The sequence below is a fragment of the Bradyrhizobium sp. ARR65 genome (assembly GCF_000472385.1).
Classification (GTDB): Bacteria; Pseudomonadota; Alphaproteobacteria; order Rhizobiales; family Xanthobacteraceae; genus Bradyrhizobium.
Genome location: NZ_AWZU01000065.1, coordinates 22978 through 36006, shown reverse-complemented (window position 1 = coordinate 36006; position 13029 = coordinate 22978). Strand labels below are relative to the sequence as shown.

The following is a 13029-nucleotide window of genomic DNA, read 5'->3' as shown; positions in this document are numbered from 1 at the left end:
GCATCAGTGCGGGGCACGATGGAACTCTGATTTCGCGACGGTCTGAGAGATCAGTATTTGCGCGCCATTGCGACCGATTGCGCGATCGGATCGATCGCGGCCCTTTTCTGACGACGCAAAGGCTGCGTTGAATGGGCGATAATCTACCCTTCAACAAGTCAGTTTGAAGAGCTTTACTATTTGGGCCAAAGACCCCGCAGAATGCCTCACATGCCGAAGACCAGATTCACCGAAGCTGACGTCAGACGAGCGATCAAAGGCGTTCTGGCGACAGGTCACGCCCCGGCGATGAAGCTCTGCCTCGATCATGTCGAAGGTGAATTCGAAAGGCGTGACCCAGAACGTGACCCACTGGATGATTGCGCGGGGCGAACAACAATGTCGGCGTCACCTCACTGCCCTCCGCTCGAGATTGAGTCGAACTGAGTGCGCCTCTCGGGCTCGATCGCACAGCAAAGCCACAATCGAGACCGCAAGCCCCAACAACAAGCTAACGGAAACGAGGGCGAGCGCCACCGATAGATTGAGGCAACCAATGGCCAAGGCCGACCCAGGATTGTCTGCTCCAGCCAAAAACAAGGGACCTGACATGGCAGTCTCCTTCATCCAAATATGCATGCAGTTTATGTCGGTGCTTTTGAGAAGAGCGTCCCTCAATTCACCAAAACCATATCGTTTATGTGCGGTGCTTGTCGGCTTGGTTGGCGTAAGTAGTCGTGCACGACCTTGCCTAGGCCAAGGGTCAAGTCGGCAAGAATGTGGATCGCCGACACGATCTCGAGCACCGGCAACTCGGCCACGGGAGCCAAAGCGTGAGGTGACAGATGTAGCGCCGCTGGCCCGGTCCACGCCCCCTTTATGGTGACATCGTCCAAGTGGTATTCCACCAGCTCGCAGATGCGCGGCGTGCCGTCGACATGCGGAATGATCTTGAGCAGAAAGTTCGGAGCTGTAAGCGAAGCTCTGACTTGCGCCAGATCGGCTTCGCGGTGTTTGTAACCCATCGTGCCGGTCGCGACGCGGAGCGGCCCATAGTCCAGAGTTCCGATCAGCGTATCGATTTCGGTTCGCAGCGTCGGTTGCGCCAGCTTTTTCGGGAAGCCCCAGAGCTCGCGGCCGCCGGCGATAGGACCTTCATCATTGAGGAACATGCAGTGGGTGTAGCTGCCCCTGCAGCCACGGAAGAAGACCGGGATCACTTGCCCGCTCTCGGTGTAATCGCCAAAGCCATTCGAATCCGGCATTCGGATGAATTCATATTTGACCAGCGGTTCGTGGGCGTCGAGTTCGAGGGGCTCGGGCACCACCGCCCGCAGCTTCGCCGGATCGGTACGGTATGTGATGATCAGGTATTCGCGGTTGACGAAGCGGTAAGGTCCCGGCGGATAGGCAGGGTTCGTGAGCGGCATAGCGAACGCCCGCTCCAATAATTCCTTCTCGCGCATCTTTAGTTCCTTTTCATGCTTGGGGGTTTGACCAGCTCAATGCTTATTCGCGGCCGTCGCGTTCGAGATCGAAGGTAAAGACGCCGTCCAGGCTTGTGGGGCGGGCAAGAACCTCGGGATGACGCAGCGTGCGGACGGCATCGTGATATCCCGCGCGCCAATGGTCCTGCATCGAGAGGCGAGAAAACTCGTAGTCCTTGGAGTGACCTTCGTAGTTCTGTGCGCGGTAGATCAGGTGGATGATGTTGTAGACCTTGTCGCTGGCGACCGATTTCAGGATCCTCAAATCGTCGTTCTCCTCGAGATCTGCAGGAAGCCTGCGCAGCAGGGCAGCCAGGGCACGCTGGACCCGGTGCACGCTCTTGAATTGGCCGGTGCTTGCGCGCGTGCGGCTTGAAAACTGAATCTCTTTGTGACGTGTGGCAACTTCCGCCAGGTTGCGTGGAAGCGCGCCTTGCGAACTCCAGAGATCGACCTGAAATGCCAGCGTATCCTGGCGGCGCGGATTGCTGTCGATCACCCATTGCAGCGGCGTATTGGAGACAAGCCCGCCGTCCCAATAATGCTCGCCATCGATCTCGACGGCGGGAAAGCCTGGAGGCAGTGCCCCACTTGCCATGACATGTTCGGGGGCAATCGTATGAGTGTTGGTATCGAAGTAGACGAAATTGCCCGTCCTGACATTGACCGCACCCGCGCTGAAGCGCGTCATCCCAGCATTGAGCCGATCGAAATCGACCAAGCGTTCCAATGTGTCCTTCAGGGATTGCGTATCGTAGAAGCTGGTCGCCGCGAGCGACCCGCCCGGTTGTAACCACGGCATCAGCGGCCGCGCGGAGAAGAACCCTGCTGCGCCGAACACCGTCGCCAGATTTGCGCTCATTTGGTTGAGGAGATTGCGCGCGTCGTCGCTCCGGGCGAATGGATTGCCCGACAAATCCCAGGGCACGCTCGAAGTCACCTGCGTCCAAAACTCGCGCAGCCGATCGACGCGGGAATTCGGCGGGTTGCCTGCGATGATCGCGGCGTTGATCGCACCGATCGAGATGCCGGCGATCCAGTCGGGATGGATATCGGCCGCGGCCAGCGCCTCGTAGACGCCTCCCTGATATGCGCCCAGCGCGCCGCCGCCTTGCAACAGCAAGGTTACGCACTCGAACGGCAGCCGGCGCTCGGCGGTCGTGAGGTGTGGGCGAAGCTGAAAATTCATTGCCTACTCTCCATTTGGTGCGCTCGGACATCTCGGGTTCGTCGAGACCGACCGTGCTCGCGTATTCTGCTCAGCGTCAGAAAGAGGATTGACGTTCCGGTTGACCAATTAAACTAAACCGTATAGTTTATATAAGTTCACAAACGAAGAGGACTGTCAAGAAGAAGGGCTCACGCGACCTGCTCAGCTTTTTGTGAGCCCGGCGGGTTGCTGAAATTCCGGCTTCTGACGCCGCTCCCAACCCAAGATCAATCAACGGAGTGACCAACATGATCTCGAAAACCAGGCGCCCCTGTATCGCAGTCCTGGCGATGATGCTTTGCGCGACGACCGCCTCCGCGCAGGAAAATCGCGGCACCCCCGAGCAGAGGGCCGCGTGTACGCCCGACGCCTTCCGCCTCTGCAGCAGCTTCATTCTCGACCCTGCCAGGGTCGAGCAATGCCTGAGGCAGAACAAGCCCGATCTCAGCAACGCCTGCCGGTCGGTTTTCGAGCAGAGCGCCAGCCCGATGGTCAGCAGAAGCAAATAACGGAACGGGCTGCGCCACGGCTGCGCGGCCCAAGTCCACGCGGCAGAGATGCCGTATGGGCCAACAAGGAGATAACGAGATGGATATGTTCTACATTCCCGCGCTTGCGTCGTTTTCGGGATCGGCTTCCGGAACGCTGGCGTCGATCATCACCGGTTGGGTGAACCAGCGCCGCAAGGACCGCTTCCGCAATAGCATGCGTGCCACGTCCCAGCGCGAAGAACTCTACAGGAACTTCATTGAGGAAGCCTCGCGACTCTATGCCGACGCCCTCGTCAACGACAAGTCCGAGATTTCCAAAATGGTCGACCTCTACGCTTTCATGGCGCGGATGAGGATCCTTTCGAGCGATGCCGTGATCGAAGCGGCCGAGAAGGCGGGGCGGCTGATCCTTGAAACCTATCTTTCACCAAACAGGACATTCGTGGACCTGCCCGACCTGATCAACGAGATGGATCCGTTGCGCGATTTCAGCGAGGCCTGCCGCCGCGAATTGCGATCGGCTGACGCGCGCTGAGGCTCCTGACCATGCCCTTATTGCACTATTTCGGATGGGTGGGAGGCCTTCTTCTCGCGGCGCTGCTTGCCGCGAGTTGGTGCATCTCCGCGCCGATCGCCCCCGCGCCCCGTTCTGACGTTCCGCTCGATCAGAAGATCAACATCCGGATCCATACGGATCAGAAATGGCCGGAACGCGTGGTGTTCGATACGACTCATTCGAGGTTGCCGCCGGAAGCAACAGTCGGCTCGAGACGAACGACCGGCCAAGCGAGCTTGTCGCCTGAGCCGGAACACCAATCTTTCGACGCGTTCGCGGAGATGGCAGCTATTCCCGCGATGCCGTGTTTTCGCCCGCCCGCGGGCCAGGCTGCGAATCCGGAGGCCTCGCCAACTGAGAACGGCGCGCGATCTCAAAATGGCTCGCGTATGACAGCGCGCAAGAGCCTCATTTTCCCCAATCCGTTTCACAAGCCGCCAGGAAAAAGCTGACGCGTTCGTGGACGAAGGCCGGCAACTCACTTTTCAACTCTTTTGCGCCCTGCCCCATCAAAGCCCGCATCAGCATCGGAAGGAGAATCAGGTCCATGAAAATCTGCGCCGTACTGATACTTCGTTTGCCGCTGAAGGCTCCCTTGGAGCCGCGCGAGAGGGTGTGGGTAGCATCATTCAAGACGTGGGAAACGGCAGCCGCCGTCCGATCGCGCGCCGCTTTCTCGACATTGCGACTGAGGGCGGGGAATCTGTCGGCCTCGGCAATTGTGGCGCGCGTGATGCCGAGTGTCTCCTCGATAAATCGTTCCACGACCTCGATGCCGAGGTTGGCGAGCTTGTCCTGCACGCTGCGTCCCTTGGGCTCGAAACCCTCGAAATTCGTCAATCCCTCGATAACGCGGGCCACAACCGCCTCGAAGAGTGCCTCCTTGCCTTCGAAGTGGGCATAGATCGTCGGCTTGCTCGCCGGCGCCGCCTCGGCGATCTCATCGAGACTTGTGCTCTGATAGCCTCTCTTGAGGAATATTCGCTGGGCCGCGTCCAGGATCCGCGCTTTCACGTCGCCCGCCAGATCCTTGGGCGGCCTCCCAACACGCGGCCGCTTTAAATCCTTGTCCTTGCTTACCATCAATCCCATCCGTTCACGATGCTGCGAGCGCCCAGCCCGCCAAGAATCCTGTCTTGACACGCTCCCGACTTAGGTGCAAGTAAAATAAACTATACGGTATAGTTTAAATCAAACAGGAGAGCGCTGTGGCCCATCCGATCCCCCATCCGCCCGCACTGGAGGAACGAATCCTTCTGGACGAGCTGAACCATCGCATCAAGAGCGAGCTTGCCTCGGTCATCAACCTCATCTCGTTCAAGGCAGTCTTTGCAGACAACGTCGAAGTAAAGGAAGAGCTGAGCAACGTCGTCGACCTGCTTCACCATCACGTCGAGGTGCATAGCATCCTGACCACGCCGGATCGCGACGCGCTGGTGGACGCCGGCGAGCAGCTTCGAAAGCTTGGCCTGGCTATGTGTCAATGCAAGCTGGATCGCATAGACATCCACCTTCTGTTATCCGCCGACACGTTGCCGCTGGAATCGGAACGGTGCTGGCGGCTGGCGCTGGCCGTCTACGAGCTGGTGACGAACGCGCTCCGCCATGCCTGCTTTGACGGCCGCGAGGGCGAAATCAAGATCAAGCTGATGCGCGCCGGTTCATGGGTGAACTGTCGGGTCACCGACAATGGATCGGGCCTCGGAAGGATCAAGCCTGGCCGTGGCCTGCGGATCGTCGGCGATCTGGCGCAAAGTTTGGGCGGCCGGATGGGCCACACTTTCGGCACGACGTCGACCTCGTTCGCCCTGGACTTTCCCCTGACGCAGCGCGAGCAGCACGCCAATCGCGCGATCGCCGCCCGCCGCCCCAGAACGAGCCGTCGATTGAAGACGATGCCTCCATTGCCATCTGCGCCGGCCAAGGGCGAGCGGGCAAATCCCGTTGCTGTTCAGCCCCAACTCTAGATCGAAGGAGACATGCAATGTCGAAGAAGATTCTCCTCACCCTGGCCGCGACCGTGATGCTCGGCGCTGTCGTCGCCACGCCTAACGCCGCGCTCGCCCAGTTTGGTCCTCCTCCTGGCCCTCCACCTGCCTTCGCTGGTCCGCCTCCGGGCCCCGGCGCTGGTGGTCCTCCTCCAGGCCTGGGCGCCGGCGGTCCTGCCCTCGGTCGTCCTCCAGCCGGACCTGTCGCTGGCCTTCCGCCTCGTGGCCCCGCGGGCGCACCTCCGCGCAATCTTGCCGGTGGTGCGCCTCGTCTAGATCGTGCTGCCGGCTTGCATGGTCTCGACCGTGGCGGCCGAGGCAATTTTGGCGGCATAGAGCGGCACGCCGCGGCCTACGGCGGCAACAGCTACAGCCGAAAGGGTTATAGCAGCTATGGCTACGGCCGTGGTTACCGGTCCGGGGCCTATGTGGCGGGTGCGGCTGCGGCTTACGCCTATGACAGTTCCTACGCCTCGTCCGGCGACGGCTGCTACTACATCTCGAGCTACAGGCGAAACGGCACCAGGCGCGTTCTGGTCTGCCATGAAAACTGATTGAGGCTGACGGCCTATGACGCCCCGGTCCAGTGCCGGGGCGTCAGCGTTTTGGTCGAACGCAACTTGCCTTCGGGTCAAATTCTGGACTTGACACATAAATAAACTATACGGTTTAGTTTAATAGAGTTGGAGACCGCCATGCACCATTTTGCCGCCTATCCGCTCGCGCGGGCCATTCCGCGGCCCATGAGTGCCGCGCTCGCACTCGCGCTGCTGGCAGCGCCACTTGCTGCCTGCAGTGACGGAGCCGCCACCCCTGCCAAGCGCGCCGCTTTCGTGCACACCGAGATCGTGCGGTCGCAGGACCAGCAAGCGTCCGTCACGCTGACCGGCGAGGTTCAGGCCCGCTTCAGCGCCGATCTCTCGTTTCGCGTCACCGGTCGCGTGATCGCCCGCTTGGTGGAAGTCGGCGATCACGTCAATGCCGGCGATGTCTTGGCGGTGCTCGATTCCGCCGAGCAGCAGGCCGATGTCAGTGCTGGGACCGCAGCGGTGGCATCCGCGGAAGCTCAGCTGCGTGTGGCGCAGGCGACCTATGATCGGCAGAAGGCGCTGATGACAAGCGGCTTCACCACCCGGACGGTCTACGACAAGGCGCAGGAAGGGTTGCGAACCGCTGAAGGGGGGCTTGAAGCAGCAAAGGCCCAGCTTGGCACGGCAAAGGATGCCCTTGGCTACACCAAGCTGCGTGCCGAGGCGGCCGGGGTCATCACCGCGCGCCATGTCGAAGTCGGGCAGGTCGTGCAGGCTGCTCAGTCCGTTTTCTCGCTGGCTCAGGACGGGGAGCGCGATGCCGTCTTCTATGTCTATGAGTCCGTCTTCCTTGGCGATACAGATCCCGGGCGCGTTTCGCTGACGCTGGTCTCCGACCGCAATGTGACGGCGAGCGGACGCGTCAGGGAAGTGTCGCCGGTCATCGATCCGAAGAGTTCGACCATCCGCGTGAAAGTGGCGATCGAGAATCCGCCGCCCGCAATGACTCTTGGGAGCGCCGTCGCTGGAAAGGTCAAGGCCAAGGCCCAACAGCGGATTGCCCTGCCATGGACTGCGTTGATGGCAGCCGGCAACAAACCTGCGGTCTGGACCGTCGATCCGGCGACCAGGACGGTGTCGCTGAAGCCGATCGTGATCGGCGCCTACGACGCCCGAGAGGTCTTGATCAAGTCAGGTCTTCAGCCCGGCGAGCGCGTCGTGATCGAGGGCGGCAAGCTTTTGAGCATCGGCGAGCTCGTGACCTATGAGGGAGACCGATCATGACCACGCGCATTTTGGTGCGAGCCGTCACACTCGCGTCCGTACTGCTCCTCGTTGGCTGTGAGAAGGAGACGAAAGCACCGGAGCCTGTCCGGCCGGTGCTGTCGACGGTGCTTGAACCGAATCGCTCCGGCAGCGCCCTCGTGGTTGGCGACGTCGAACCCCGCTACAAGACCGATCTCGCCTTCCGCGTCCTGGGACGCCTGACCTCGCGCCCGTTCTATGTCGGCGACCTCGTCAGCAAAGGACAGACCGTCGCCACCATCGATTCCACGGCTCTGGAGCTGGCCGTGCGCGCCGCCGAGGCGAACCTCGCGCAAGCCGAAGCGCAGCTTGTCACGACGCGAGCGACCGAGGAGCGGCAGCGAAAGCTCATTACCACCGACGCCACCACGAAGCAGACCGTGGACAATGCCGAGCAGGCGCGCGCGGGGGCCGAAGCATCCGTCGCCAGCGCACAGGCGAACCTGATCAAGGCCAAGGAGCAACTCAGCTATGCGCAGCTCAAAACCGATTTTGCCGGTGTCGTCACTGCGGTGAGCGCCGACGTCGGACAGGTGGTCTCGCCTGGTCAGAGCGTCCTGAGCGTCGCAAGGCCCGATATCAGGGAGGCGGTCGTCGATATCGGAGAGGATTTCCCGGTTCCGCTGGAAGTCGGCCAGCCATTCACGGTCGCTTTGGAGCTGATTCCCTCGGTTGAGGTCGAAGGCAAGATACGCGAGATCGCACCGCAAGCCGATTCGGTGACCCGCTTGCGACGAGTCCGCATCGCGCTCACGAACCCGCCTGAAAGCTTCCGCCTTGGCTCGACCGTCACCGTGAGGCCCGGCAAAGGGCAGACACCGATCTTGCGCCTGCCCGCGTCCGCGGTGCTTGCCCAGGATGGCGCGAACTTTGTGTGGGTCGTGGATCAACCTGCGAACACGGTGTCGCTGCACAAGGTCGAAATTGCCACCGGGTCGGGCGGCGACCGCATCACAAGCGGTCTTGCTCCCGGCGAGCGCATCGTCACGGCCGGTGTCCACAGCCTCAAGCAGGGCCAAAAGGTCCGTATCGAACAGGATGACAAGCCATGAAGTCATTTAACCTTTCCGACTGGGCGCTCCACCATCGGTCGCTCGTCTGGTATTTCATGATCGCCTTCATGGCGGCAGGCCTTTTTTCCTACCTGCACCTGGGCCGGCAGGAAGACCCCGATTTCACCATCAAGACCATGGTGATTGGGGCACAGTGGCCGGGCGCATCGCCCGAGGAAATGACCCGCCAGGTCACCGACCGGATCGAGAAGAAGCTCGAGGAGCTGGAATCGCTCGACTACACCAAGAGCGTAACGGTCGCGGGCCAGACCACCGTCTACGTTTATTTGCGCGACAGCACCAAGGCCGCTGACGTGAAGCCGACCTGGGTTCGCGTCCGCAACATGATCGCGGACATCAAGGGCGATTTTCCGCAAGGGGTGATCGGGCCTGTCTTCAACGACCGCTTCGGCGACGTCTTCGGCAACATCTATGCGTTCACCAGCGACGGCTTGAGCCAGCGCCAGCTCCGCGATGTGGTCGAGGACATCCGCGCCAGGGTGTTGACCGTGCCGGATGCCGGCAAGGTCGACATTCTCGGCGCGCAGGACGAGGTGATTTACCTCGAATTCTCCACCCGCAAGATCGCAGCCCTTGGCCTCGACGTCCACGCGATCATGAACTCCCTGCAGGCGCAGAACGCAGTCGCGGCCTCCGGGGTTTTCCAGGACGGGCCCGAGCGGATCAGCGTGCGCGTCAGCGGCCAGTTCACCTCGGAGGCGAGTCTGAAAGCGGTCAATCTTCGTATCAACGACCGGTTCTTCCCGCTGACCGACGTCGCCACCATCACCCGCGGTTACGTCGACCCGCCGCAATCCTTGTTCAGGTACAACGGCCAGCCCGCGATCGCGCTGGCCATCGGTATGAAGTCGGGCGCGAACCTGCTGCACTTCGGCGAGGCGCTTGAGGAGGAAATGAGAAAGATCACGGCCGACCTGCCGATCGGCGTGGGCGTCCATAAAGTCGCCGATCAGCCGGTCGTCGTTGAGGAAGCGGTCCACGGCTTCACCAAGGCGCTGTTCGAAGCCGTAGTGATCGTGCTCGGCATCAGCTTCCTCAGCCTTGGTGTGCGCGCAGGCCTCGTGGTGTCGATCGCCATTCCGCTGGTGCTAGCCATCACCTTTGTCGTCATGGAATATACCGGGATATCGCTGCAGCGCATTTCGCTCGGCGCCTTGATCATCGCACTTGGCCTATTGGTCGATGACGCCATGATCGCCGTCGAAATGATGGTGGCACGGCTCGAGGTCGGCGATCCCTTGGAAAAGGCGGCGACCTACGTCTACACGTCGACCGCCTTCCCGATGCTCACCGGGACGCTGGTCACAGTTGCCGGCTTCATCCCGATCGGGCTCAATAGCAGCAGCGCCGGCGAGTTCACCTTCACTCTCTTCGTGGTGATCGCGGTCTCACTGATCGTGTCGTGGGTCGTGGCAGTGCTGTTCACGCCGCTGCTCGGCGTGACGATGCTGCCCGCCAAGATGAAGGGCCGTCACGAGGAGAAAGGGCGCGTGGCGCAGACGTTCGCCCGACTGCTCGTCTTCTGCATGCGTCATCGCTGGAAGACGGTCTCGGTGACGGTGGCGGCCTTCCTGCTCGCCGTGTTCGGCCTGCAGTTCGTCCAGCAGCAGTTCTTCCCGTCCTCGGATCGCGCCGAGCTCGTGATCGACTGGAGCCTGCCGCAGAACGCATCAATTGCCGATACCAATGCGCAGATGGGGCGCTTCGAGCGCGAACAGCTCCAGGGCAATGATTCGGTCGATCACTGGTCGACTTATGTCGGCACCAGCGCGCCGCGCTTCGTCCTGTCGTTCGACGTGCAGCCGTCCAACACCTGGTTCGGTGAGCAGGTGATCGTAACCAAGGGCGGCATTGCGGCACGTGACAAGGTCAAGGCGCAATTCGAGGAGTATCTGAGGAAGACGTTCCCTGGGACCGACACCTACGTGAAGCTGCTCGAGGTCGGCCCGCCGGTCGGACGTCCCGTGCAGTATCGCTTGAGCGGGCCCGACCTCGCCAAGGTGAGGGAGTTCTCCCAGAAGCTCGCCGCCATCGTCCGCAGCAGCCCCGATCTCGGCAACGTGGTGTTCGACTGGATGGAGCCTGCGCGCGTCGTCAAGGTCGACGTGCTCCAGGACAAGGCGCGCCAGCTCGGCGTGACCTCGGAAGACATCGCTACCGCCTTGAATTCCGTGCTCGCCGGCTCGGCGATCACTCAGGTTCGCGACAGCATCTATCTTGTCAATGTCACGGCGCGAGCCACCTCGGCTGAACGCGCCTCGATCGATACGCTGCGCGATCTGCAATTGCCCGGGCTCAGCGGTCAGTCGGTGCCGCTCGGGGCCGTAGCCAATCTGCACTACGAGCTCGAGCAGCCGACGATCTGGCGACGTGCGCGCATCCCCACCGTCACGCTGAAGGCCGGCACCGTCACCAACGTGCAGCCGAAAACGATCGTGGACCAGCTCGCGCCGAAGGTGGCGGAGTTTACCAAACAGCTGCCCGCGGGCTATTCGGTCAAGGTCGGCGGCTCCGTGGAGGAGAGCACCAAGAGCCAGGCGCCGATCGTGGCCGTCGTCCCGCTGATGCTGTTCGTCATGGCGACGGTGCTGATGCTTCAGCTGCAGAGCTTCTCCAAGCTGTTCCTGGTGTTTGCGGTCGCGCCGCTCGCCGTGATCGGCGTCGTCATGGCCATGCTGCCGAGTGGTGCGCCGCTGGGCTTCGTCGCCATCCTCGGCGTGCTGGCGCTGATCGGCATCCTGATCCGCAACTCGGTGATCCTGATCGTGCAGATCGAGGACCTGAGGAAGGAAGGACGGCCTGCATGGGAGGCGGTGGTGGAAGCGACCGAGCATCGCATGCGGCCGATCATGCTCACCGCGGCCGCTGCAAGTCTCGCGCTCATCCCGATCGCGCGCGAGATCTTCTGGGGTCCCATGGCCTACGCCATGATGGGCGGCATCATCGTAGGCACGGTGCTGACGCTGTTGTTCCTGCCCGCGCTTTATGTGGCGTGGTTCCGGATCAAGGCGCCCGAGCTCGCGACGGACGACAATCAGGAACATCCGATTGCCGCCGAGTTGGAAGCAGATCTGCCATCTGCTGATGCGCCGCCCCGTCGGCGCGAGCTGGAAAATGCGTAGGAGCCAAACCTACGCCGGTAAAGCAAGGCGCCCTACGAAACTCGACGTCCGCCATCGTTGAGGAGACGACATGCTAGGTGATTATAGTTTGGCGCAAAGATCGTCGAAAAGCGTAGGAGGGCGATTCAGGCGTTTCCCCCTCCCCCCTCAGAACTCTTCATCATCGTCCGGAGGGAAAGCAAAGCGGCCTGAGCCGTTCTCTCTGGCGCGCATTTCTGAACCAAATGGACGCGTGAAAAACAGGCTCGAGCCCGCGACCTCGGGCGCGACTGGCCTGTAATCGCGCTCACCCTGAAGATGAGCCGCATCCACGCTCCACACTTTGAAGAGCCCTTCGGCACCGACGCATCCGATGCATGGCTCAATGCGACGGTCTACCTCGGCATGTTCGAAAACATCGACAGATGAATGCAGCAAGCTCGCTGACTACGTCGGGGCGCCACGCTCGACCATGGATCTCGAGGAGTTCGAACGGGTCGGCCGCGTCGAGCGAAGGGGCACGACAGCAGATCGAACCTGTGCCCCTGCCATGTCAAGGTAGACCGAGACACCAATTCTCGCGCTTGTCGTCCTGCACTTCTGCAGCGCGCTCCCCGAAATTCTGGTCAACGTCTTTGGCGGCCTCTTGCCTGGAGGCTCGCGTGGTTTTTGGAGGAGACTAGTACTTCATCGGGGCGACTGAAAATTGTGAGATTCGATTTCGCCGCCATGGCGGCGCCCCTTAGCGAGAATGGAACGCGCAATATCGCCGCCGCGAAAAGGAACCGGTCCAAAGCTTGTTGCGGCGCGGCTTCACGTTGTGCGTCGCGAGACGCCCCACTTGCGCGGTTACGACAATTCCGCCTCAATGAATGTAGAGGGCGAGTGGAGTTCGGTCTCCGCGATGCTCCCAAGGAGGGGCCCGGCGCGCCATGCTCGTCGGGCTTCTTCTTCGTGGCTGACTGCGCCACCGATCTGCAACGGACGTTCGCCATGCCGGCCGCACCCGATATGAAAGATCATGTCTATAAGATCTTGGATCTCGCAGGCTCTTCCGACAAGAGCATCGAAGATGCCATTCAGAATGCGATAGCGCGCGCGTCGAAGACGATACGCGAGATGAAATGGTTCGAGGTCATGCAGACGAGGGGCCACATCGAGAATGGCTCTGTTCGGCATTACCAAGTCGTATTGCGGATCGGGTTTACGCTAGAGGATTAAATTCCTGCCTCTTGCGAAAGGTCGAGGCGGATAGGCGAGCGACCGCAAATTTTCCAACGTATATCTCCCACAATGTTAGCTGCTCGGG

The 13029-nt window shown here is 61.4% G+C and carries 11 protein-coding genes; 8 read left to right on the top strand and 3 right to left on the bottom strand.

Annotated elements, in window-relative coordinates:
- Window positions 1-653 precede the first annotated feature (653 nt).
- Window positions 654-1445: an acetoacetate decarboxylase gene (locus F758_RS0138625; protein WP_024512841.1), complete on the bottom strand. Its 792-nt coding sequence runs from the start codon at window positions 1443-1445 to the stop codon at window positions 654-656.
- A 43-nt stretch (window positions 1446-1488) separates the two neighbouring features.
- Window positions 1489-2655, bottom strand: a complete 1167-nt coding sequence (locus F758_RS0138620) for a patatin-like phospholipase family protein (RefSeq protein ID WP_024512840.1) — start codon at window positions 2653-2655, stop codon at window positions 1489-1491.
- Between the two features lie 269 nt (window positions 2656-2924).
- On the opposite strand from F758_RS0138620, the gene F758_RS48755 reads away from it, so the two are divergent.
- Both F758_RS48755 and F758_RS0138610 read left to right on the top strand, forming a co-directional pair.
- Window positions 2925-3185 carry a hypothetical protein gene (locus F758_RS48755; protein WP_084306020.1) on the top strand — a complete coding sequence of 87 codons (261 nt, stop codon included), beginning with the start codon at window positions 2925-2927 and terminating at the stop codon, window positions 3183-3185.
- Window positions 3186-3264: 79 nt separating this feature from the next.
- Window positions 3265-3702 carry a hypothetical protein gene (locus F758_RS0138610; RefSeq protein ID WP_024512838.1) on the top strand — a complete coding sequence of 146 codons (438 nt, stop codon included), beginning with the start codon at window positions 3265-3267 and terminating at the stop codon, window positions 3700-3702.
- 429 nt (window positions 3703-4131) lie between these two features.
- Here F758_RS0138610 and F758_RS0138600 read toward each other — a convergent pair whose 3' ends face one another.
- The gene (locus F758_RS0138600) at window positions 4132-4806 is read right to left on the bottom strand and encodes a TetR/AcrR family transcriptional regulator (protein WP_035724691.1); all 675 of its coding nucleotides are present in this window, start codon (window positions 4804-4806) and stop codon (window positions 4132-4134) included.
- 125 nt (window positions 4807-4931) lie between these two features.
- Between F758_RS0138600 and F758_RS0138595 the strand changes: the two genes are divergently transcribed.
- The 6 genes from F758_RS0138595 to F758_RS0138565 all read left to right on the top strand — a co-directional run bounded on the left by F758_RS0138595 (window position 4932) and on the right by F758_RS0138565 (window position 12941).
- The gene (locus F758_RS0138595) at window positions 4932-5690 is read left to right on the top strand and encodes a sensor histidine kinase (RefSeq protein WP_024512835.1); all 759 of its coding nucleotides are present in this window, start codon (window positions 4932-4934) and stop codon (window positions 5688-5690) included.
- A 17-nt stretch (window positions 5691-5707) separates the two neighbouring features.
- Entirely contained in the window at window positions 5708-6265 is a 558-nt protein-coding gene (locus F758_RS47215; protein ID WP_024512834.1) for a hypothetical protein, read from the top strand.
- Between the two features lie 141 nt (window positions 6266-6406).
- On the top strand, window positions 6407-7525 hold the full coding sequence (locus F758_RS0138585) for an efflux RND transporter periplasmic adaptor subunit (RefSeq protein ID WP_035724671.1): 1119 nt from the start codon (window positions 6407-6409) through the stop codon (window positions 7523-7525).
- Complete coding sequence (locus F758_RS0138580) at window positions 7522-8598, top strand: efflux RND transporter periplasmic adaptor subunit (RefSeq protein ID WP_024512832.1); 1077 nt, start codon at window positions 7522-7524, stop codon at window positions 8596-8598. Before F758_RS0138585 ends, F758_RS0138580 begins: the two co-directional genes overlap by 4 nt.
- Window positions 8595-11741: an efflux RND transporter permease subunit gene (locus tag F758_RS0138575; RefSeq protein WP_024512831.1), complete on the top strand. Its 3147-nt coding sequence runs from the start codon at window positions 8595-8597 to the stop codon at window positions 11739-11741. The genes F758_RS0138580 and F758_RS0138575 overlap by 4 nt, the downstream gene beginning before the upstream one ends.
- A gap of 972 nt (window positions 11742-12713) precedes the next feature.
- Window positions 12714-12941 (top strand): dodecin, encoded by a 228-nt coding sequence (locus F758_RS0138565; protein WP_024512830.1) that lies wholly within the window; start codon window positions 12714-12716, stop codon window positions 12939-12941.
- Window positions 12942-13029: the final 88 nt, after the last annotated feature.